Below are 24,056 nucleotides of genomic sequence, written 5' to 3' on the forward strand. Positions count from 1 at the left end.
TTTTATCTGACGATAAAAACAAAGATGGTTTATTAAACAAACTATCATTACCATACATGCGTTTGCCTGGTTTCCAAAAAATTAAGCGTAACGATATTGTTGTTTTCAGCTGGCCTTCAGACTCGCTAGCTACGATGTGGGGAGACAACTCAGGTAATTTTACCTATAAACCAATTGACAAACGTACAAACTATGTAAAACGTGCTGTAGGAATTCCTGGTGATAGCCTAGAAGTACGTGATGGATATGTTTTTATCAATGGAGAAAGAACTGTATTACCCGACAGAGCTAAACCACAGTGGCACTTTATAGTTGACACCAACGGAGAAAAATTTAGTCAAGGAGCTCTTTCTAGATACAATATTAGAGAAGGAGGAACAACCAACGATGGCAAGTATTATCTAAATTTAACAGATGACGAAGCAGCTTTGGTTGCCAAAAACCCTATTGTTAAAAGCATTGAAAAATACTTAACGCCTAAAGGGTTTTATGATGAATCTGTTTTTCCTCATGACCCGAGATATGCTTGGTCTTCTGATAATTTTGGCCCTATCTATATTCCTAAAAAAGGAGTTACCGTAGAGCTAAATGCTAAAACAATTCCGTTTTACGAGCAAATTATCCGAAGATACGAAAACAACAACCTTACTTTTATAGGTGACGATGTATATATCAACGGAAAAAAAGCTAATAACTATACTTTTAAACAAGATTATTACTGGATGATGGGTGACAACCGTCAACGTTCTTTAGATGCAAGAAACTGGGGTTATGTACCTTTTGACCATGTAGTAGGAAAACCTGTAATGATTTGGTTAAGTTGGGATGCTAATGCTCCTAATTTTGTTGCAAAACTAAACTCTATTCGTTGGGATAGAATGTTTACAACTGTTGGTGGTAGTGGTAAACCTGTATCGTATTTATGGTTAGTACTAGTATTAATTGGAGGTTACACTGTATATAGTTTTAGAAAAAGTAAAAAGAAGAAAGCGTAATGTCACTTTTTATTCCTACTTACTTCGCTCCTATTTCTCAGTACGCAGCGATATACCAAGCAGAATCAGTTACTTTTGAATTAGAAGACAATTATCAAAAGCAAACCTATCGTAATCGATGTTATATTTATGGAGCTAATGGTAAATTGGCTTTAAATATTCCTGTAAAACACAATGCAACTAAAGGGAGAAAAAAGACTAAAGATACTTTAGTAGAAAATGATTTTCCGTGGCAACAACAACACTATAAATCGTTACAATCTGCATATCGTTCTTCTCCTTTTTTTGAATTTTTTGAAGAAGATTTATTAAAAATCTTCAATAAAAAGTATACTTTTTTACAAGACTTAAACATCGATACCCATCTATTTGTAACAGATGCTTTACAAATGGAGCAAAACTTTGCTAAAACATCGAGTTATGAGTTAACTCCAAACAGCACAGATTATAGAGATTTAGCCATTGCAAAAAAAGGTATCGAAATAGAAATGGATACCTACATTCAAATTTTTGATGACAAACACGGGTTTATTCCTGATTTATCCATTTTAGATTTACTTTTTATGGAAGGGCCAAATACGATTAGCTTTTTAGAAAAAATTGATGTAGATTTGAGATAATCTCAACATTTACATCTTTCTATGGAGTTTTTTAAAGAATTTGCACTTAATTTCCATCCCCTATCTGAAAATGGTTTAGAAAGAATTTTCAACCTTTTAACAGTAAAAAAACTCCCAAAAAACTACGAATTGGTGTCATTAAATGAAACACCTGTAAACGTATACATTTTAAAAACAGGGGTTATACGTTCTTATAGTGTTAAAAAAAACAAAGAACATACCAAAACTATTTACACTCCTATTAGTACTTCTGGTAATTTAGGAGCTCTTATAAAAAATGAACCTTCAACATTAATTTACGAGTGTTTAACCGATTGTGAAGTCTTAGAATGTAACTATAAAGATTTTTACAACCTCTCGTTGCAATACCATGAAATATCAATTTTTCATTACAAGATATTGCAAAATGTTTATATAAGAGAAGAAGGAAAAATTCTAGAACTACAAATGCTAGATGCCACTCAGAGATACAAAAAACTACAAGAAAATTATCCTGGTATAGATAATTTAATCAATCAATACCATATTGCTTCTTATTTGAATATTACTCCAGTACAGTTGAGTAGAATCAGAAAAAATTCCATTTATTAACATATGTTAATGCTCAAAATTTAAAACCGTCATACATTTGTAGAGTAATTAACAAGTTACAACCCCTTAAAATATAACAGACCTAATTCCCCTTAAAATTAGGTCTGTTTTTCGCATCCTTACTTTATTTTTTTTAGTATATTAGTTTTCTTATTATCAGCATATAACTTGTTAATTATGAATGATGATGTTAAGAATTTTCTTAATTCGTATATAAAATTACCTGATCACCTAATAACTACTTTTGAGTCATTAGTTACCTATACAGAGCTAGAACCTAATGAAATCTTTACAAAAGTGGGTGAACATCCTAGTAATTTTTTTATCGTAAAAACAGGAATCATGCGTTCCTATTTATTAAATGATAATGGTATGGAAACAACTCGTGCTTTTTTTACTTCGGGTGATATTACTGGGGCTAATTCTGCAATGATGCAAAAAATTCCGTCTGAAGTAAACTATCAAGCCTTAACCAAAGTAACAGGGTATAAAGGTAATTTTCATGATTTAATGAAATTGACTTTAAAACATCATGAATTGAGTTTGTTTTACATTAAAACACTAGAAAGTGCCTACGTAAAAGCAGAGGATATTCTCTTAAAAATTTCTAGCCTTACTGCTACAGAAAGATATTTAGCCTTGAAAGAAAGAATTCCGAATATAGATGACTTGATTACACAAAGATATATTGCATCTTTTTTAAACATTTCACCTGTGCAACTTAGTAGAATTAAGAAAAAACTTATTGTTAATAAACTTTCTTAACATTTGTTAACAATCGTATTGTTAATTTTTCCTATATTTGACCAGAGACAAATTCCCCCTTATTATTTGTTTCATTCCCCCTTAATAAAAGGCTTACCTCTTGTGTGTGTAAGTCTTTTTTTTGTTTTATAAACAGTTTAATTCAACAATATAACCTTGTTACTCACCATAACTAACAAACTAAAAATTGTAAATTATTTCACGTACCTTTTTACAAGATTATTAATTTGTTCAGAAATAGACATTTTCACAACTACAAATCCGTAGACAGCTATAATAATGATACTCTTTAGCAATATGTTTACTATCGGGTGAATAGGGAAGTCTAAAACAGAAAACTCAGGTACTGAGAAGTTCCAAAAGTTAAATCCTAAAAACATGATTAAAATGACTATAATCATTAAAAATGTTTTACTTGTAAATGGCATCATGTTAAACTTCTCTTTAACAAACCACAGTTTAAACGTGTTAAATACTACAACTGTAATTAAAGTAGCCAAAGCCAATCCTTCAGTTCCCATGCCTAAACCATTATAAAAATAATCGTTTAAAAAATATACCGATAACGCCATTCCTACTCCTACTGGTAACGTAATACGATAAAATTTAGAATTACTTATAATGGCTCCGTTGCTTCCTAAAGACATTAAAAACAACTTAGCTGATGATATTAATAATACCACCAAAGCACCACCTTCAGCATAATTTTTATTAGGCATCAGTTTAAACAATTCTTCTACATTACAATTTACTAACACATAAAACAAACCACCTATCAACAAAAGATTAATAGAACTTTTCTTGTATAAATTTTCTGTCTCAACAGGATTATTTTCATTAAGTGCCTTAGAAGTTAAAGGCTGTAATATTTGTCCCATTGCCCTACTTGGTGCTTCAATAAAAGAACCTATAAAAACGGCAACGGTATAATAAGCGGCTTTTTCAAAGCCTTCTTTACCAGGAATCATTACTTTGTCAATATCTAAAATAATTGCTCCTGCACTTCCTGCTAAAATGATATAAAAAGTGTAGCGTAATACTTCTTTTATGTTGTCCGGTAATGAAAAAGAAAACGTTGGTGTGTACAAACGAAATGCGTAAATCATCATTAAAAAAGTTCTTAAAATATACGCTATAGACATATAAATAAGAAATTCTTCTTTGGTTATGAATTGAAAAAACACCGCAAACAGCATTACCATTACAGCAACCCTGTTATATAGTTCTTTTAAAACGTTTCCGAAGACAGATTGCATTTGCACTCTAGCCCATGAGTAAAACACTTCAAAATAAGCTGTACAAACCGCTATTATGTATATATAAATCGTATAGCTTTCAATAACTAGGTTTTCTTTTGAATTACTTTTAGCAACATAATGCATAATCCAATTATGAAAGTAATCCCAAAAATATCCTATGGGAATAGCGATTAAAAGCGGCAGAAATATTACAGAGCTTAAAAATTTATCTTGCTCTGATTTTGAAGTATAACTTGAAAAAAACTTGATAATCGTAAAATGAACACCAAAGGCTGTAATCGGCATGATTAAGTTAGACGCCGAAAACACGTAGGTTGCCAATCCATAGTATTCATCACCTAAAAAACGCGTGTATAAAACCACAGTATTAATACCTCCAATTAAAAATCCTAAATAGATTATTAACGTGTTTTTGAACGATTGTTTAAATACGATTCCCAAAGTATTATTGAATTAGTTTTTTTATTGATTGATATATTTTTTCTCCCACATTGTTTCCGTAAAGCTCCTCTGCAAAACTTTTATTCAAAGTTAAAAACTGATTAAAATCGTTTACCAACGTTTCAGTATTTGTACCAGAAATAGTAGCATACCCGTTCTCTTCAAGCTCTTTCCATTCGGTTTCTTCACGAGCAATTACACAAAACTTTTTATTGAAGAATGCTTCTTTTTGTAATCCACCACTATCAGTAATTACCATGCAACAGTTTTTCAACAATTCTAACATTGAAAAATAGCCCACGGGATCAATAAACGTGATGTTTGGTTGTAAATGATACTTCTCTAACATTTTTTTTGTTCTAGGATGCAAAGGAAGTATCACTTGTTTTGTTTTGTTAATTTCTTCTAAAGCTGAAAAAACATTCTTTAGTTTTTCTTGATCATCAGTATTCTCTTGACGATGAATTGTCGCTAGTACGAATTCGTTTTTAGCTAATTTTAAATCACTTATAATGGTAGATTTTTCTTTGGAAACTTTGCTGTAAAACTCTACAGCATCTTTCATAATATCACCGTGTTTTTCTACTAGGGTATCAAATCCGTCAAAACCTTCGTTTTTTAAATTTGATACGGCTATATCTGTTGGGCAACTTAACAAGTTTGCTATTCTATCTGTTAAAATTCGGTTTACCTCTTCAGGCATTTGCATGTTAAAAGAACGTAAACCGGCTTCAATATGCACCACTTTAACCTGTAGTTTTTTAGCTGCCAAAGCTCCCGCTAATGTAGAGTTTGTATCACCATATACAATTACGGCATCTGGTTTTTCTATCGATAAAATCTCTTCAATTTTCTCTAACATTTGCCCAGTCATCGCTCCGTGACTCAATCCGTTAATGTTTAGATTGTATTTCGGTTTCGGAATTTGCATTTCTTCAAAAAAAACAGCGCTCATATTGGCATCAAAATGCTGACCTGTGTGCACTATTATTTCTTCAACTTCCTTATGTTTTTGAATCACTCTACTTAACACAGCTCCTTTTACAAACTGCGGACGAGCACCTAATATGGTTACTATTTTTTTCAAGAATTAACGACTTGTTTAAGTATGATAGACAATTGTTCCGTCAATTTTTTTCGATGGTATTGTGTTATATCTTTAGAAGCCACTTGCAAATTACCTTTTTTATAATCTGCATACAACTGCATGATTTCTTTCTTCATTTTAGCTTTACCGTCAAAATCAACGATGGTTCCTGCATTGGTTTTAGTTAAAATTTCTGCTAAATCACCATCTTCAGGACCAACTGCTAAGATAGGACGTTTTGCTTGTAAATATTCAAAAATTTTACCTGTTATAATTCCTTTTGCACTCGGAACTTTATTTACCGCCAATAACAAAATTTGCGATGATTTTTGATGCTTTTGCACTTCACTATGCGGTACGTAAGCTATTTTGGTAATATTTTTAAACTGATATTTAGCTAACTCCTCTTCTACCTCATTCGCTATGTTACCTATCAACTTTATTTCTAAATCTTCTGAAAACTCAGCATTTTCTTTAGATAATTCTGACAATGCCTCCCAAACTATTTTCGGATTCCTATCAGCATTCATCAAACCTAAATGCGTAATTGAAAATTTCTCATCAAGCTTCACTTCCACTTCTTTTTGTTCTTCGGAATCATAGCCATTAGTGATAACGTGAATATTGTTTGAAAATTTTTCGTAATTTTTTTTCATGGTTTCCCCCACTACTAAAGTTACTTCAGCATTTATAAGCACCTCTTGCTCTAATTGATGATGTTTAGCTCTTGCCTTTTGTGTTAATGGTAATTGATGAAAATAATCTATATCCGTCCAAGGATCACGGAAATCTGCAATCCATTTTATCCCCAATGCTCTTTTCAATTGTAACCCTATCAAATGCAAACTATGTGGAGGACCTGTCGTAATAATTGCATCAATTTTATTTTCTTCTAAGTACTTTTTTAGTTTTTTCACGGAAGGTTTTATCCAAAACTTACGAGCATCAGGAATAAAATAATTCGCTCGAACATACTGCATAACTTTTCCAAAAAAACTAGGATTTGGATCTAAAAATCCCGCACTGGTTTTCGCTCCTTTTTTCTTAAAAACTGAAAATAAATTGTTAGGCTCCCATATTGGATTCTTTATTACTTCAATTCCTTCTGGAATGTCTTCCTCTAAAGAAGCATCTATAATTGGATAGTTTGCCCCATCTACTGTAAAAATTACAGGTTCGATATTAAAACCTCGTAAGTATTTCACAAATTTTAACCAACGCTGCACTCCCGATCCGCCTGCTGGAACCCAATAATATGTTATGATTAGTACTTTCAAATTATAAGCTATTGTACAAATTCACCAATCCTTTCGAAGTTTTATCCCATGTAAATTCATTTCGGATAAAAGCTTCTCCGTTTTCTCCTAATTCACTTCTCAACAACTCATCTTTGTATAACCTAAATACTTTATTGGTAAAATCTTCTACGTTTTTTGCTTCATGTACCAATCCTGCATTTACTTTTTCTACTATGTTTTTTTGAGCTGTTGCATCACTTACCAATAAAGGTTTTCTCAAACTCATGTATTGAAATAATTTATTAGCATGTGTTGTATCGTGATGTAAATTTCTGTGTAAAGGAGACAAACAAACATCACTTTGTTTTATATACTCAGGAAATGTAGTTTCTTTCTGCCATCCTTCAAAACTCACTTGTTCTTCAACTTTTAATTCTTCAGATAACTTTTTTAATTCAGTATTAACACTTCCTACAATTACTAATTGAATATTTTCTATTTCCTTTTTTAACGCAGGTAAACTTTTAATGGCTGTAGCTAAACCTCTTCTCTTTCCTGTATCTCCTATGTATAATAGATTAAAAGTATCTCTTTCAGAGTTTTCTTCAAAATTGTCTTGTTCTTCAAAAAAAGATCTTCTAACTGTATTAGGAACAACAACAACTTTATCAGGGTTTATTTTAGTCCTCTTGCATACTTCTTCTTTTGCTTCTTCAGTAACAACAATTACGTTATCAACTTTTTTTACAAACTCCTCTTCTTTTTTTTGCCACTTTTTTGGAGATATTAATACATTCTGCGGAAACTTTTTTAAATGAGGGTAAAACTTCATTATTTGAGGTCTGTTCTCATGCAAATCTAACACTACAGGAAGTTTCTTTTTTTTACAAGCGTTCAAAACCGCTTCTGCAACAACCATATCGTGTATATGAACTGCTTCAATAGAAAACTTATCAAGAAAATGAGTAATCTTTTTCTTCATTAAAACAGAATATAACGGAATAGTATACGCCAAAGCTGATAATTTATATTCTAAAGTATTTGACTTATACCTTTTAACTTGAATTCCGTCTATTACTTCTTCTAAAGGCTGATTCGAGTACGTTAGACAAAATAAAAAAACCTCGTTTCCTGATTTGATTAATTCAATAGCTTCGTTATGCACTCTTGGATCAGGAGGGAATGTTTTGTCTAAAATCATTCCTATTCTCATTTCAAACTCTTTTTTTCAGCAAAAACAGCGTAATATCTAGGCGTATATTTTCGTAAGATAGGTCTCACTCCCAATTTATTAATAGGACTTGTCCATTTTTGTGTATCTACAATATTCCAACCAGATTTTTCTAGCAACCAATCATATTGCCAATCTTCAAACTCATGGTAATGCCTATCCCACATATCAGTTTTACTTCTATAAGCACTCGTAAACCACAACTTTAAAGGAACGGTGGTAATAATTTTTGTTGCTTCTATTTCTCTTAACACGTTAAAAGGAGCTAACAAATGTTCAAAAATTTCAAAAGCCGTTACAGCATCTACTTTATATTCCTTTACCACTTGTGGCAACACATCTAAATCTTCTCCATTAGTATTGTATACTGTATATCCGTTTTCTTCCATGATTTCAGAAAAAGGATTACGAACTCCCAAATCTAATATTGTTGCCGGAGCAGGAAGGTGTTTTTGTAAAAACTCAAGTGTATGATTGTATCTCTTTTTTGGTAATGTAGAATACATGAAATTTATTTTAAAAACAAATGTATTATTATTTACCATTCTAAGCAATAGAAGTAAAAATACGTTGTAACAGTAATTAAAAACATAAAAGCGAAGGGTAATTCCTTCGCTTCTAACTTTTTAATTTTCCATAGCAATCCGTACAGTTATTGTATGTACTTTTTACTACAGCAAACATATTGTTGTTTTAGATATAAAAAAAACACTATACACCCTATTTTATAAAAAGCATAACTAAAAAATCTTATATTTGGTTTTCTAACCTATGCTTTTTATAGAAAGTATATGTTTTATTGATTTGTATAAAATGACCAGACTTTTAATTGCTATATTTATTATTCTTTTTTTCAGTACAAACAGTGCTTCTCAAACAAAAAGTTTAGATTCATTTTACCTTGATAAAATCAATTATTATAAGAACACTAATAATGATAGTTTATTTTTTTACTGTGAAAAACTAGAACAATCTAACAACATCTGTAAAAGTCTTGAGGGTTCTACTGGTAAATCTTATGGTTTTTACCGAAAAAAAGACTACGATAAAGCTGAAAGTATATCCCTCAGAGTTATCGAACAAGTTGACTCTATATTAAATCACAAAAATCTAACTTGTCTTTTAGACAGAAAAATAGCCGCTTTAAATAGGCTTTTTTGGATTAAAAAAAATCAAGAAAAATATCAAGAGGCCTTTGCTATTCTTACACAAAAAGAAGATCTAATAGTAAATCACCCTATTAAAGATGATGTCAACTTTAGGAATATACTCGGCTTGACTCTTAGCAAAGCCGTTATAAAAAACAAGCTTGATATGCAGAGCAAAGCCAAAAGTATTTTGCTTCAGTCATTATCAGAGGCTAAAAATCCTATTTTGAAAAATGTTCAAAAAGAAGAATTTTTTCTTCACTGGAAGGCTAACTCATACAATTGTCTTGGCAACACTTATGTTTCGCTAAATAATCAGCACCCAAATAAAACTTTTCTAGACTCTGCAAATTACTATTACGACAAAGCTTATGAAGTAGCTAAGATGTTTAATCCTCCTCATAAAGACTCTGAAATTATTTACAGTTTTAGAAAAACCGAGGTGTTATTGAAGCAAAATAAATATCAAAAAGCTATTGACCTTATCAATAACTATAAAAATATTAATAACGGTTATAATTACCTTCATAGAGAATATTTTCAAAAAGCTATTTGTTTCCACAACTTAAACAGTTCTGACTCGGCTGTTTATTACTCAAATAAACTTTTAAAAAACCATAAAAAATGTGAAACAAGTAAATTAATCACTATTTACGATATTCTTTCAAAGGAGTATAACAAATTAAATAAATTAGACAGTGCTTTTAAGTACTCTACACTCACTTTAGAGCAATATAATTTGGCTAGAAATAACAAAGACAAAACTTTTAACTTATTCTACAACAACAACTTCAACAAAGCTCAACTACTTAATCAGGAAATCAAAGAAAAAGAAGCTAGCAAACAAAAAAAGCTCACTATTTCATTTGTTGTTTTATTAATAACCTTCTTTATTATTACTTATTATTTATTAAAAAAAGAAAAAGAGAAAAAGAAAGAACTTATTTTAATGATAAATAACGACAAGCCCGTAGAGACTGAAAAAAAAGAGTACAATATTGACGAAGAACTAGAAAATAAGATTTTAAATGAGTTTAAAAATGCAACAAAAAACCTAGACTTTTTAAGACCTGATTTTTCTATTAACTATATTGCTGACAAACTAGAAACCAACAATACGTACGTTTCTTTTGTCTTTAACAAATACCATGACGAATCGTTTAAGCAATACTGTATTAAGCTTAAGATTAATTATGTAGTAGAAAAACTAAAGAATGACAAGACTTTTAGAAAATACTCTGTTCAAGCCATTGCCGATGAAATAGGCTACACCAATGCCTCTGCTTTTACAAGAGCTTTTAAAAAGCATGTAGGCGTAACTCCATCTGCATTTTTAAAAACTCTTGACAATTAATTAAAGCTCTTTTCTTTTACCTGATATTACAAACCAACCAATAGGCACAAGGATTAGTAATCCATAACAGAATAACGAAAGTAAACTTCCTGTTTTAATAACTGTTGGCTCGTATTTAAACATTACAGTGTGTTTTCCTGCAGGAATCTCCATACCTCTTAACACATAGTTTACTCTGTAATACGGAACATTTTCTCCATCTATATATGCATTCCAACCATCTTTATAATATATTTCAGAAAATACTGCAAACTGTTTTGAACTTGTGTTTGTTTCGTATACCAGTTCTGTAAGGTCTTTCTTCACTAAATTGATAGTTGCTGTAGTATCTTTTTGATATGTGTCTACTCCGCTAAAATCAAACTCTTTGGTATTCATTACAGCTTCCGTTTTAGTTTTTAAACTATCTAAGGCAATGATTTCCTCGTTAGCTGAAGTTACCTTTTCTAATGAATTTACAAACCAAGCACTTCCATTTACTTCTGGGTTTTCTTGAAATTGCTCATCACTAATAATAAAATACTTAGTATTCAACATATTCAACACCTCCATATTGTTTCTTGCTATCTGATAATCAAACAATTCTTGATAACGTTTCATTTTGGCTGCATGGTACCCTCCTATTGAATTGTGGAAATATGAAGTTCTACCATCCTGTAACGGACTTCCCCCAAAATTCGCTACACGATAATCACTTTTATCTTTTAATATTTCAATATCCGCTTTAGTCTCGGTAAATGGTTTTTCTACTCTTCTTGCTGAAGTAAAATCCTCTTTATTTACATAATTCATATCTACCGACACCAAATCAAATAAAATTAAACCTCCTAAAGCTAACACTACAGGCACCTGTTTAAGTTTTCCTTTTAAATACAACCATAATACACATCCACTCACTAAAACAAGTAATAATGAACGTAAACTATCGTTGAACAACATTGACTTTCTATCAGCTATTATAGCATCAATCAATTCTGGAAGTTGTTGATAATTCGCATCACGTAATCCTTCAAAAGCAAATAAACTTGATCCGAATAATAGGAATAATAACGAGATTCCTCCTACTATATAAAATGCTTTTTTTACGGCATTTTCTTTTTCTTCGGAAGAATTCTCTGACGAGAAAAATTCCTTCAATGCTAAAATTCCTAACAACGGAACACACAATTCTGCAATTACTTGAATTGATGAAACTGCTCTAAACTTATTGTATAACGGAACATAATCAATAAAAAAGTTTGTGACTGCCGGAAAATTCTTTCCCCAACTCAAAACTATTGAAAATACTGTTGCTGCTACCAACCAATATTTTAAACGTCCCTTTACTAAGAAAACCCCTAAGAAAAACAAGAAGAATACTATTGCACCAATATAAGCTGGTGCTTCAACAATCGGTTGTTTTCCCCAATAGGTTAATGCTTGACTTGAATAATCTTTCGCTACACTCTTACCTGCATTCTGCTCTAAAACTTGATAAAAATTAGAATCTTCTCCTAACCTTTCAACTGTTCCTCCTCCGGTAAAACGAGGTATTAGTAAATTGAATGTTTCTGCAATTCCATAGCTATATTCTGTAATATATTCTTTATCTAATCCTGAAGATTTTTCTTTTGGACTTCCGTCAGGATTGATAGTCAATTCCGATTTACCTCTCGTACTGTAATCAGCATATTCTTTCATTGCCATCAACCTAGTTGAATTCGCTCCGATACCAATTAACATCGCCGCTACTAAAATTGCTGATTGTTTAAAAAACACTGATAATGTTCTCGACTTAAAAGCTTCAATAAATTCAACAATAGCTAAAATCAACAAACAAAACCCTAAATAATACGTCATTTGTGGGTGATTAGAATATATTTCTAAAGCCATAGCTAAAGCTGTGAGTACAAACCCGAGTAAATATCGCTTTCTAAAAACATAAATAACCCCTGCAATAACCATTGGCATATATCCTATGGCATGTGCTTTTGCATTATGTCCTGCTCCAAAAATAATAATCAAGTAGGTAGAAAAACCAAAGGACAAGCTTCCTAAAATGGCAAGTTTCCAATCAACTTTTAAAGCAGTTAATAGTATAAAAAAACTTAAAAAATATAAGAAAAGATAATCGGCAGGTCGCGGTAAAAAACGAAAAGCTTTATCAATATATCGTACAAAATCATTCGGATAATAAGCACTTACCTGATAAGCTGGCATTCCACTAAAAGCATTATCTAACCAGTATGGTTCTTCTCCTTTTTCTGCTCTGTATTCATTAACACTTTTCGACATTCCTATAAACTGAGTTATGTCGCTTTGTTTTATTTGTTTTCCGCTTAAAACCGGATTAAAATACAACACCGATGCTATTGCAAAGACAATAATTGCAATTGCAAACGGTAAAATTTTCTTTAAGTTCATGTTAGTCTATTTCTTCATAGTCAACGTATTCGCCAACCGAATTATTACTTTGTTTTGTAGTATTTGGCTTTTTATCAATAACAGTTTTCCCTACTTCAACATCCGATGCTTGTTGTTGGTTTCTAAACTGTTGTTCTGCTTTCTTTTGTACTTTATCTACCGCTTTTTTTATAAGGTAAGGTGCAAATAATCTCGCCAAAAACTTTATAGCGTAATAAACTAACAGAATAATTAATATGGTCTTTAAAAAATTCACAGGTCCAGCTTCATTTATATATGTCATCTTTTTCTAAAAAATAAAAAAATCAATCAAAAATAACAATTTGAAGCAAAAGGAAGCGTTAAGACTTTACAAAACTTATATTATATAGGTAATTGTATTTTTACGTATGTTTGTAAAACCTGAAAATCTGGACTTATTATATGATTAAGAAACTCCTTTTGTTTTTTGTATTTTTCTCAGTATTAACTGCAAACGCGCAATACACCCCTGTTATAAATTCAAATAGACCAGGTTTTTCTGAGAGCCCTTACAGCGTTGGATCTGGTGTGTATCAGTTTGAATCGAGTATTTTTTATAGAAAAATTAATGCTACACCTACTTTTAGCAATCCAGAAGCCTTAGGATTGAACTTGTTTTTTAGAACCAGTTTTCTTTCTGAAAAATTAGAAGTGAATTTAAATACTTCTTTACAAAGGGATAAAATAGCTTTTAAAAACATCTTTGAATCATCATATAACAAAACAGGTCTAAGTCAATTTAGTTTAGGCGCTAAACACCTTATTTATGCTCCGAAGTATGATGATAAAAGTAAAGAAATAAGAAGCTGGAAAGCTCGTCATTCTTTTGACTGGAAACGTTGGATACCTCATATTGGTATTTCAGCGGGAGTAAACATTGGTGGTTTTTTAACTGACTACCACAAAAGAGATGGTTTTAGTCCGAAAGTAGGACTTTTATTACAAAATGAGTTTTCAGACAAGTTAAACGTAATTACCAACCTTCATTACGATTACATTGGAACAGACTTTTCACAGCTTTCTTACATCGTAACAGGAACATATAATTTTAATGATTATTGGTCTGGTTTCGCAGAAATACAAGGTATTTTTGAAGAATATGAAAAAAGAACCAATATAGGTGCTGGTGCAGCCTATTTATTTAGCGAAAATTTACAATTTAACGCCTCACTAAGAGCCAATATGCAACAAGATGAAATTGGTCTTTACACTTCAATAGGTGTTTCTTATAGACTTAATAGACACCAAGACAAATTTGTTGAAATAGATGAATTTGGAAATAAAATAGAAGAAAGTAAGCAAGTTAAGTACGATGAAGATAGAAGCTTCTTTGGTAGACTATTTAGTAAAACAGGAAAATTATTTTCAAAGAAACGAGAACAAAAAGTTGATTTAGATATTTCTAAAACTGATGGCGATGCCTTAAATCAAAAACCAAGAAGAGAACGTCAAGGATCCTTAGTAGATGTTATTGCGAAAGAAGATAAAAAACTAAAGAAGAAAACTGCAAAAGAAGAAAAGAAAGCCGCTAAAAAGGCACAAAAAAAGGCTAAAAAAGAAGCAAAACGAAAAGAAAAAGAACGTTTAAAGCTTGAAAAGCAGATTAAAAAAGAGGAAGAAAAAGAAGCGAAGCAAAAAGAGAAAGAACGCTTGAAACTTGAAAAAGAAATTAAAAAGCTAGAAGAAGAGATCAAAAAAGAAGAACAAAAAGAGAAAGAAGATCAAGAGAAAGATGACAATTAAAAATCTTACATTTGACATATGATTCAAATTAAAGAAATAACAACTAAAAAGGGAATGAAACAATTTGTTAAATTTCCTTTTTCTCTTTATAAAAACAATAAATATTGGGTTCCGCCTATCATTAATGATGAAGTTGAAAGTTTTGACAAAGATAAAAACCCAGTTTTTGAGCATGCGGACGCTCGTTTTTTCTTAGCTTACAAAAACGATAAAATTGTTGGTAGAGTTGTAGCCATTATCAATACTTATGAAACTACTCAGCAAAACATAAAAAAAATGCGTTTTGGCTGGTTTGATGTAATTGATGATATAGAAGTAACTAAAGCTCTATTAGATAAAGTTGCTGAAATAGGTAAAGAAAATGGATTAGAATACATCGAAGGACCTGTTGGTTTTAACAACCTAGACAAAACTGGTGTTCTTGTTGAAGGATTTGACTACATAGGTACCATGATTACTTGGTACAATCATCCTTACTATGCTAAACACCTAGAACAACTAGGGTTTACAAAAGAAAAAGAATACATAGAAAGCATCTTTTCTTTTAAAAATGTAGACATTAATAAATACGAAAAAGCGAGTACTATTATTAAAAAGAGGTATAATTTAACTCCTTTAAACTTTACTTCTACCGATAAAATAATGCCTTATGTTGATGAAATGTTTGAATTGTTTAGTAAAACATATTCAAAACTATCAACTTTCGTACCTATATCAAAAGCGCAAATAGATTATTTTAAAAAGAAATACATCAGTTTCATTAACCCTGAATATATAAAGTTTGTTGTTGATAAAAACCATAAACTCGTTGCTTTTGCTATTGTAATGCCTTCTTTTTCTAAAGCTTTACAAAAGGCTAATGGTAAGCTATTCCCTTTTGGTCTTTTTCATTTATTAAATGCTAGAAAAAATTCAAAAGATGTTACCTTTTATCTAATTGGCGTAGATCCAGAATACCAAAACAAAGGAGTAACTGCTGTTATTTTTGAGCAGTTTCACTCTGCATTTTTAGCCAAAGGAATTGAAAACTGTATTAGAACTCCTGAATTAGAAGATAACCATGCTATTCATCAAATTTGGAAAGCTTTTAATCCTAAAATACATAAACGTAGAAGAACCTATAAACTCGATTTATAATGCAATTATTTTACAATCCTGATTTAGGACCTACTTCAAAAGAAATTATTTTTGATAAAGACGAAAGTCGTCACATCATTAGAGTTTTACGTAAAAAGGAAGGAGATGTATTGCACATCACCAACGGAAAAGGTTTTTTGTTTTCTGCGGAAATTATATTGGGGAATGATAAAAAATGTATTGCCTCAATTATAAAATCAGAAGAAAAGCCTCGTACTAGGGATTATTATTTACACGTAGCCATAGCTCCTACAAAAAACAACGACCGTTTTGAATGGTTTTTAGAAAAAGCTACTGAAATTGGCATTGATGAAATCACGCCAATTATCTGTGAAAACTCAGAAAGAAAAGTTGTTAAAACCGAACGATTTTTAAGAATTGTACAAGCTGCTATGAAACAGTCTTTACAATTTACTTTACCAAAACTAAACGAGCCTATAAAGTTCTCTGATTTTATCAATCAAGACTTTACCAGTGAAACGTTTATTGCACATTGCGAAGAAAACACCGAAAAAAAGTTTTTAAAGAACATAGCAACACCAAACGCTTCTTATACAATCCTTATCGGTCCGGAAGGAGATTTTTCATCAAAAGAAATTCAACAATCTTTATCCAAAAATTTTGAACCTATTTCATTAGGAGAAAATAGATTACGAACAGAAACAGCAGGTTTAAACGTAGTTCAAAGTATTTCATACCTCCATCAATAATTCATTTTTTGTATATTTAACGTTTTGTTAAAAATATAGGTTGTGACAATAGAATATCTATTTAATCTCTTTTTATTAGTAAGCGCCCTTCACGGCTTTGCTTTTAGTATCGTATTATTCTCTTCTAAAAATGGTAGAGAAAAAAGTATGATATACTTAAATTTATTAATCTTAGCTATTTCTATAAACAATCTTCAATCTTGGGCTTTAGAAAAAGGCTTACTTCAAAATAAATTTGCTTTAGAGTACATGCAATTTTCTTGGCATTTTTTAGCTATGCCGTTTTTATACATGTTTTTAGTTCATTATTTAGATTTACCTCAAAAATCTTTTAATGTTTTAAAATTCGCTGTTCCTGCATTTATCCTTATGGTAATTGCTCAAATAAGCTTTGTTGTGTACTACAGTGACTCTGCTTCACAAGAAAGATTAGACTATATTTATGAAAGGTACTCTTCTCTTGAAGAGTTTTTTAGTATGCTTACTTCTTTAAGCTTTTTCATATATTCAATGTACATTTTGTATAAAAAGGAAAACTTATTCCCTAAAATATTATCTTTTGATAATCTTAAATGGCTCTACTCCTTCTTTATTCTTTCTTCAGTAGGATATTTGCTTTGGATTCTTGCTCTTGTTGTGAAAATAAGTCTAAACTTTAGTGATTTCTTATTTTCTTATTACCCTTTAAGAGTATTCACTACTGTTTTAATCTACTGGTTAGGTTACCAAGGTTTTAAACAGATTAGAATTTTAAAAGAAAGAGAAAATATTAGAAAATCTCTTTTGATTGATTTAAACGGAAATTTTAGTGTAGACACCATAAAAGTAGATACTGAAAAAAGTCCTTCTCAAAGTCAAGCTGAACGACATAAAGAGCAATTTCAAGAAATTGATAATTTTATTAAGTCAAAAAAGAAATATTTATCTACGAAATACACGCTTCAAGATTTAGCTAAGGACACCGAATTAAGTTCTAGTACACTTTCTTTAATTATTAATAACATTGCCAAAAAATCTTTTACTGATTACTTAAATGAAATGAGAATTGATTTGGCAAAAACATTACTACTTGATCCTGAATATTCAGATTACACCATAACCTCTATTGGTTTAGAATCTGGTTTTAACTCTAAATCTACCTTTTATACTGTTTTTAAAAAGCATACCGGAAACACTCCTGTAGAATTTAAAAAACTAGCATTAACTCCTATTAACGGGTAAAATTCTACTTTCTTTTTATAAAAAGAAAGTCCGAAAACACTGAAACTGGATGTTTTCGAACTCCTATTCTCCTTATATAAATTATATTTACGTAGTGAGATTAAGAAATTAGTAATTGAAAATTAGTTGAAGGGGTTTTCAATTTATAATTAAGATTTCTAAAAAATTATTGGGAGCTACTCGTTCTCAATACGAAAAAGGGAGAGCTAAACTTTAAAAACACCAATATTGAATATTGGTGTTTTTTATTTTTACTTACTTAAGCAACTTGAAAAAAGTTGATCTTTTTCATTTTAAAACTATACTTTTTATAAAAAGTAAGTTCTAAAACACCCAATCAGACGTTATTGTACTTCTTCTATTTAATCTTTTATATTTTCGCATCGTAAATTAATTGCTTTTTGAAAAAGTGGGGACTTTTCAAATTAAAAAGTATAATTTATGTTTAAGGGGAAAATAAAACACTAACGACCTAGTTGTTAGTGTTTTTTTATTACTGTTTTCTTATATTGCTTCAGCTAAGCAAAGCTTATTTTATGAAAAACATTATAACGTTTTATTTTCTTTTATTCTTCTCTAGTCTTTTCTCTCAACAAATTGCTGTTTTAAAATACAATGGTGGTGGTGATTGGTACGCTAACCCAACTGCATTACCTAATTTAATCAACTTTACCAACCTTAATACTAAAACTTCAATCGAAAAAGATATTGAAACCGTTACATTGGCTGATGAACAGATTTTTAATTATCCTATAACTTTCATTACTGGCCATGGTAATATTTATTTCACAAATGATGAAATTACAACGTTAAGAGACTATTTAATCTCAGGAGGATTCTTACACGTTTCAGATAATTATGGAATGGATTCATACATCAGAAGGGAATTAAAAAAAGTATTCCCTGAACTGACACTTCAAGAAATTCCTAAAAATCATCCTATTTACAATCAAACATTCTTTTTTCCAAACGGATTACCTAAAATTCATGAGCACGACAGGAAACCACCACAAGGTTTTGGTCTTTTTTATGAAGGAAGACTTATTGTATTTTACGATTATGAAAGTGATTTAAGCGATGGATGGGAAGACCAAGAAGTACATAATGACCCAAAAGAAATAAGAGAAAAAGCACTTAAAATGGGAGCTAATATAATTGAATATGCTTTCAAACATTAACCCCTTACAGATAGACGACATAAAGATTAATTTTGACACAGAAGCTTTATGGATACTTAATATAGCACTTGCTATTATTATGTTTGGTATAGCTTTAGATATAAAAATTGAGGATTTTAAAAGACTTATAAATAACCCTAAAATATTATTTGTAGGATTATTATCTCAATTTATTTTACTTCCCTTTTTAACCTTCATACTAATCTACATCATAAAACCCTACCCTAGCTTTGCTTTAGGAATGATGATGATAGCTGCTTGTCCTGGCGGGAATGTATCTAATTTTTTTAGCAAAATGGCAAAAGGAAACACCGCTTTATCGGTTAGTTTAACAGCTTTTGCTACTTTAATATGCTTGGTAATGACTCCTCTAAACTTACAGCTATGGGGGAGTTTGTATGAACCAACTAATATTATTTTAAAAAGTGTTTCTTTAAGCCCTTTTGAGCTTTTTAAACTTGTCTTATTAATTTTAGGTATTCCAATAATTCTAGGAATGATTGTGAACCACTACCATCATGAAATGGCAAAAAAAATTAATAAGCTATTACGACCTTTTTCTATTTTCTTCTTTATTATACTAATCGTTGTTGCGTTATATGACAATGCTGACATTTTTAAAAACTATATTCATTTAGTGTTGTTTTTAGTCATATTTCATAATATTTATGCTTTTGTAATAGGTTATGTTACTGCAAAATCTTTTAAGCTAAATAATAAAGATTGTAAAACAATTTCAATGGAAACTGGCATTCAAAATAGTGGATTAGGGTTGCTGCTTATTTTTAGTTTTTTTGATGGTCTAGGCGGTATGGCTTTATTAGCCGCTTTTTGGGGTGTTTGGGATATTTTTTCAGGAATGATGTTAGCTACTTATTGGGGAAGAAAAAAATAAAAATGAAAACTTTAGTATATTACTTTTTTAAAGCATATGTTAAATCTGGCTTATTCTTTTACACAAAAAAAATAATAGTATTAGGAAATGAAAACATCCCTAAAAAAGGTGCTATTCTGTTTACTGCTAATCACCCTAACGGATTGGTTGATCCACTTTTCATAGCCACACATATGAAAAGAAAAACACATTTTTTAGTACGTGCGGCTGTTTTTAATAATCCTCTTATCGCTAAGTTTTTTAATTTACTTGGAATGATGCCTGTTTACCGCATTAGAGATGGGATACAACAACTATCTAAAAATGAAGAAATCTTTAACAAATGCCAAAATCTTTTAAAAGACAAAAAAGCGTTACTTATATTTCCTGAAGGAACTCACAATAAAGCAAGAACTGTTAGACCTTTGAGTAAAGGGTTTAAAAGAATTCTTTTTAGAACTTTAGATGAGCATCCTGATACAGATATTCATATTATTCCTATAGGAATTACTTATCAAAATGTTTCTAGTTATCCTTCTAAAGTAGCTATACACTTTGGTTCGCCTATTTTAGCCAATAGTTTTTATAATCAGCAAGACATTAACCAATCAGTTAAAACAATTAAAGAACTCGTTTCTGAACAATTAAAAGAATTAAGTGTACACATTCCTTTTGATAAAGACTACGAAGAAACCTTAACTTCTCTTAACAGAAATCAAACGGATTTTACGGATGTAAATACTGTAAATGCTACTATAAAAAACAGACTTACTACAACTAAAAAAAGGCGCAGTAAAAACTACACTTTTCCTTTATTTTATCTAATTATTTTAAATAGTATTATTCCTTTTACTATCTGGAAATTTTTAAGTAAAAAAATAGATGAAATTGAATTTATTGATACTTTTCGTTTTGGTGTAAATGCTATTCTTTTTCCTTTCTTTTATTGTATCCAAAGTTGGATAATAGGCTCTTTTTGGGGATGGAAATTTGCCTTTGCATATTTTTTCTCTTCGCTGTTTATCGTACTACTGTACACTAAACTATCACCTACTCCCCCGCCATCAGAATAGCGTCTTGAATATCTTGTTGAATTTTAGTTCGAATATTACTCTTAACCAAACCATAATTCCTCATTGTAGGGTACACTCTGTTAGATAAGAAAACATACACCACACCCGTTGCAGGATCTGCCCAAGTATACGTTCCTGTAAAGCCACTATGTCCAAAACTAACATCTGAAACACAACCACAGGTTGCTTTAACATTAGGATTTAGCTGCGGTTTATCAAAACCCAATCCTCTACGTACCCTTTTGTTTTCGTAATAACGCTTATTAAATTTATGTACAGTCTCTGGCTCTAAGTATTTTTTCCCTCCATAAGAACCATCTTGTAAAAACATTTGCATCACTTTTGCTACATCATTTGCATTCGCAAACAATCCTGCATGTCCTCCTACTCCTCCTATCATGGCCGCTCCCATATCATGAACATAACCATGCACTAATTGATGTCTGAAATAGTTGTCTCTTTCTGTTGGAACAATCTCGTCTTTATCAAATTTATTTAATGGTAAATACGTCATTCTGTTTGCTCCTAATGATTGATAAAACTGTTCGTCTACCAATTTATCCAAAGGTTTTTTATACTTTCTTTCTAAAATTTCTTTGAAAATATAATACCCTAAATCACTGTATTTATATCCTGGCCTTTTACGCTGTTCAGAATCCACTATTTGTTTATAGATAGAATCGGTATACTCCTTAGCTATATATAAGTTTTTAGCTACTTCTATACTGAATTTTGAAGTACGCTTCTTTCTGTAATACTTAGTTGAATTTTCTCCTGTTACACTATCTTTTGTTTGTAAATAAAACGGAATCCAAGAACGTAAACGTCCGTAATGAGACAACACTTCTTTTAACAATAGCGTATCTTTATTCGACTTACTATAACTTGGTAAAACATCTCCTAAATTTGAAAACAAACTGATTTTTCTTTCTTCTTCAGCTTTCATTATCATTGGTAATGAAGCTAAAATCTTAGTAAGTGAAGCTAAATCATACAAATCAGAATTTTTAACGGCTCTTTCTTTTGATAAGGTATGATATCCAAAGCTTTTATTGTAAATCACTTTACCGTTTTTAGCCACTAAAATCTGACCTCCTGGAGACATTTTTTCCTGTAAAATAGTATCTATTCTTTTATCTATAATTGATAATTTTTCAGAAGAAACTCCAGCTTCTTCAGGAATGGTATACTGTAATACATCTAAATCATCTAATAAAAGTCCATGACCGACTTTGAACTCATTTTTTATAGATACTGGTAATTTACCTTTCAATTCAAAAGCTCCGAAAAGCGCTTGCGCAGAAATCTCTTGAGATAATTTGCTGTTTTGATACGACAATACAAGACCTTCAATATTGGTAAAAGAAGGTACTTGAAGTAAACTATATGGACTTGCAAAAACATCTAAAACTACCTTATGATTTCTTGCTATTTCTTGTAACCAAGCTAAATCTTTAGTAGAAAACTTATAGCTTTTCCATGGATTTTTATCTGATTTATGAAAGCCTACAATTACCAAATTATACTTCTGTAATTTTTGTAATAAAACATTTAAGTTAGCATCTGAAACTTTATCAACCTTAGTATAATTCGTTAGCATTTCATAAAAATCAGAACCATTATCATTTCCTAATGATACATAAGCTATCTTTTTATCTTGAAGGTTTTGGATAGGTAAAACACTCTCTTGATTTTTTAAAACCGTTATTGAGTTTTTTATCAATTTTCGATGCAATACCTCATCGTATGGAGAGTTTAAATCTTTTGAAATATTCTCAGTAGCAATAGGTTTATAATTGTTTAATCCAACTAAATATTTTGCTTTTAAAATCTTTTTTACGGAGTGATTTAAACGTTCTTCAGTCAATTTACCTTCCGTTAACGCTTTTTTAATCAAACTTATTGATCCTGGAACATCTTGTGGAATTAACAACATATCATTTCCTGCTAAAATTGCTGCTAAATCAATTTCTGCTGGTGTAGAATAATTCGCTGCCCCTTTCATGTTTAATCCATCAGTAATTATCAATCCTTGAAAACCTAATTTATCTTGTAATAAACCCGTTACAACATTCTTTGATAATGACGATGGTAACTTCGGATTTGTTTCAATGGCAGGAATACTTAAATGTGCTGTCATAACACTAGCAACTCCATTAGCAAATACTTCCTTAAACGGATACAGCTCTATTGAGTCTAATCGTTTTTCACTGAAATTAATTGTTGGTAAGGTATGATGAGAATCTGCTTCGGTGTCTCCATGTCCTGGAAAATGTTTTGCATTCGCCAAAACCCCTGCTCCTTGCATTCCTTTTGTAAATGCGATGGATTTTTGTGCTACATTTTCTTTGTTTTCACCAAAAGAACGGTTTCCGATAATAGGATTATCTGGATTCGTGTTTACATCAACCACAGGTGCAAAATTCATATGAATTCCCACTCGCTTACAATGCTCTCCAATTCTTTTTCCTACCTCTTGTAACAATAACGTATCTTGTATTGCACCTAAAGTCATATTCCAAGGAAAGCGGTAGGTGTTTTTCAAGCGCATATCTAAGCCCCATTCACCATCAAAACCAACCATTAATGGCACTTTTGCTAGCTCTTGGTATTTATTATTCAAAACTACCTGCTTATCTGGCGTACCTTGCATAAAAATAATATTTCCTACATGGTATTTTGTAACCATATTCGAAATAAAATCTTCGTGCTTTTTATCTTTATTTGAATAGGCTTGTATCATAAACAACTGCCCGATTTTTTCATCTATAGACATGTTTTTCATGATACTATCTACCCAAACACCTTGCGCATCTGAATCTTTTGCCAACAACGGATCTACTTGTTGTGCTTGAATTATTTGTGCAAAAATGAATGCTAATAATGTAAGCGCCTTTCTCTTCATATACCTTCCTTCTTTTAAAATTTCGGGGGTTTAAAAAATATTCTTTCTTAAATAACGTCAAT

The 24,056-nt window shown here is 30.8% G+C and carries 20 protein-coding genes; 12 read left to right on the forward strand and 8 right to left on the reverse strand.

All coding sequences use genetic code 11. The features are described from left to right. The 4 genes from OU788_RS06415 to OU788_RS06430 form a co-directional block, all read left to right on the forward strand. On the forward strand, positions 1–995 hold a 995-nt coding region (locus OU788_RS06415), incomplete at its 5' end, for a S26 family signal peptidase (protein WP_274634394.1). Then, positions 995–1,615 (forward strand): WbqC family protein, encoded by a 621-nt coding sequence (locus OU788_RS06420; protein ID WP_274634395.1) that lies wholly within the window; start codon positions 995–997, stop codon positions 1,613–1,615. The genes OU788_RS06415 and OU788_RS06420, both read left to right, overlap by 1 nt. 21 nt (positions 1,616–1,636) lie before the next feature. Further along, complete coding sequence (locus tag OU788_RS06425) at positions 1,637–2,206, forward strand: Crp/Fnr family transcriptional regulator (protein WP_274634396.1); 570 nt, start codon at positions 1,637–1,639, stop codon at positions 2,204–2,206. Between the two features lie 177 nt (positions 2,207–2,383). Continuing rightward, positions 2,384–2,971: a Crp/Fnr family transcriptional regulator gene (locus OU788_RS06430; RefSeq protein ID WP_274634397.1), complete on the forward strand. Its 588-nt coding sequence runs from the start codon at positions 2,384–2,386 to the stop codon at positions 2,969–2,971. A gap of 194 nt (positions 2,972–3,165) precedes the next feature. On the opposite strand, the gene OU788_RS06435 is transcribed toward OU788_RS06430, so the two are convergent. The 5 genes from OU788_RS06435 to OU788_RS06455 are packed head-to-tail and all read right to left on the reverse strand — an operon-like array spanning position 3,166 to position 8,733. Then, on the reverse strand, positions 3,166–4,671 hold the full coding sequence (locus tag OU788_RS06435; protein WP_274634398.1) for a lipopolysaccharide biosynthesis protein: 1,506 nt from the start codon (positions 4,669–4,671) through the stop codon (positions 3,166–3,168). 4 nt (positions 4,672–4,675) lie between these two features. Then, positions 4,676–5,758, reverse strand: a complete 1,083-nt coding sequence (gene wecB / locus OU788_RS06440; protein WP_274634399.1) for a non-hydrolyzing UDP-N-acetylglucosamine 2-epimerase — start codon at positions 5,756–5,758, stop codon at positions 4,676–4,678. Beyond that, the gene (locus tag OU788_RS06445; protein ID WP_274634400.1) at positions 5,755–7,035 is read right to left on the reverse strand and encodes a glycosyltransferase family 4 protein; all 1,281 of its coding nucleotides are present in this window, start codon (positions 7,033–7,035) and stop codon (positions 5,755–5,757) included. The genes wecB and OU788_RS06445 overlap by 4 nt, the downstream gene beginning before the upstream one ends. A 1-nt stretch (position 7,036) precedes the next feature. Further along, on the reverse strand, positions 7,037–8,209 hold the full coding sequence (locus tag OU788_RS06450) for a glycosyltransferase family 4 protein (protein ID WP_274634401.1): 1,173 nt from the start codon (positions 8,207–8,209) through the stop codon (positions 7,037–7,039). Then, positions 8,206–8,733, reverse strand: coding sequence for a methyltransferase (locus OU788_RS06455; protein WP_274634402.1), 528 nt, complete (start codon positions 8,731–8,733; stop codon positions 8,206–8,208). The genes OU788_RS06450 and OU788_RS06455 overlap by 4 nt, the downstream gene beginning before the upstream one ends. 307 nt (positions 8,734–9,040) lie before the next feature. On the opposite strand from OU788_RS06455, the gene OU788_RS06460 reads away from it, so the two are divergent. Continuing rightward, positions 9,041–10,729, forward strand: coding sequence for a helix-turn-helix domain-containing protein (locus OU788_RS06460; protein WP_274634403.1), 1,689 nt, complete (start codon positions 9,041–9,043; stop codon positions 10,727–10,729). Here OU788_RS06460 and OU788_RS06465 read toward each other — a convergent pair whose 3' ends face one another. After that, on the reverse strand, positions 10,730–13,132 hold the full coding sequence (locus OU788_RS06465) for a YfhO family protein (RefSeq protein WP_274634404.1): 2,403 nt from the start codon (positions 13,130–13,132) through the stop codon (positions 10,730–10,732). 1 nt (position 13,133) lies between these two features. Then, positions 13,134–13,415, reverse strand: a complete 282-nt coding sequence (locus OU788_RS06470; protein WP_274634405.1) for a DUF4834 family protein — start codon at positions 13,413–13,415, stop codon at positions 13,134–13,136. A 140-nt stretch (positions 13,416–13,555) separates the two neighbouring features. Between OU788_RS06470 and OU788_RS06475 the strand changes: the two genes are divergently transcribed. The 7 genes from OU788_RS06475 to OU788_RS06505 all read left to right on the forward strand — a co-directional run bounded on the left by OU788_RS06475 (position 13,556) and on the right by OU788_RS06505 (position 21,089). Beyond that, the gene (locus OU788_RS06475; protein WP_274634406.1) at positions 13,556–14,896 is read left to right on the forward strand and encodes a transporter; all 1,341 of its coding nucleotides are present in this window, start codon (positions 13,556–13,558) and stop codon (positions 14,894–14,896) included. Between the two features lie 18 nt (positions 14,897–14,914). Then, a complete protein-coding gene (locus OU788_RS06480; RefSeq protein ID WP_274634407.1) occupies positions 14,915–16,033 on the forward strand; it encodes a GTP cyclohydrolase in 1,119 nt (372 codons plus the stop codon). Continuing rightward, positions 16,033–16,743, forward strand: a complete 711-nt coding sequence (locus OU788_RS06485; RefSeq protein WP_274634408.1) for a 16S rRNA (uracil(1498)-N(3))-methyltransferase — start codon at positions 16,033–16,035, stop codon at positions 16,741–16,743. The genes OU788_RS06480 and OU788_RS06485 overlap by 1 nt, the downstream gene beginning before the upstream one ends. A 42-nt stretch (positions 16,744–16,785) precedes the next feature. Further along, on the forward strand, positions 16,786–17,964 hold the full coding sequence (locus tag OU788_RS06490; protein WP_274634409.1) for a helix-turn-helix domain-containing protein: 1,179 nt from the start codon (positions 16,786–16,788) through the stop codon (positions 17,962–17,964). A gap of 536 nt (positions 17,965–18,500) precedes the next feature. Further along, positions 18,501–19,142, forward strand: coding sequence for a DUF4159 domain-containing protein (locus tag OU788_RS06495; RefSeq protein ID WP_274634410.1), 642 nt, complete (start codon positions 18,501–18,503; stop codon positions 19,140–19,142). Then, entirely contained in the window at positions 19,126–20,037 is a 912-nt protein-coding gene (locus OU788_RS06500) for a bile acid:sodium symporter family protein (RefSeq protein WP_274634411.1), read from the forward strand. The genes OU788_RS06495 and OU788_RS06500 overlap by 17 nt, the downstream gene beginning before the upstream one ends. Positions 20,038–20,039: 2 nt before the next feature. Beyond that, entirely contained in the window at positions 20,040–21,089 is a 1,050-nt protein-coding gene (locus OU788_RS06505; protein WP_274634412.1) for a lysophospholipid acyltransferase family protein, read from the forward strand. On the opposite strand, the gene OU788_RS06510 is transcribed toward OU788_RS06505, so the two are convergent. Then, positions 21,067–23,994 (reverse strand): glycoside hydrolase family 3 N-terminal domain-containing protein, encoded by a 2,928-nt coding sequence (locus OU788_RS06510; protein ID WP_274634413.1) that lies wholly within the window; start codon positions 23,992–23,994, stop codon positions 21,067–21,069. The genes OU788_RS06505 and OU788_RS06510 overlap by 23 nt on opposite strands. Between the last annotated feature and the right edge of the window lie 62 nt (positions 23,995–24,056).

Source organism: Tenacibaculum sp. L6 (assembly GCF_028823685.1).
In the GTDB taxonomy this organism is placed as follows: domain Bacteria; phylum Bacteroidota; class Bacteroidia; order Flavobacteriales; family Flavobacteriaceae; genus Polaribacter.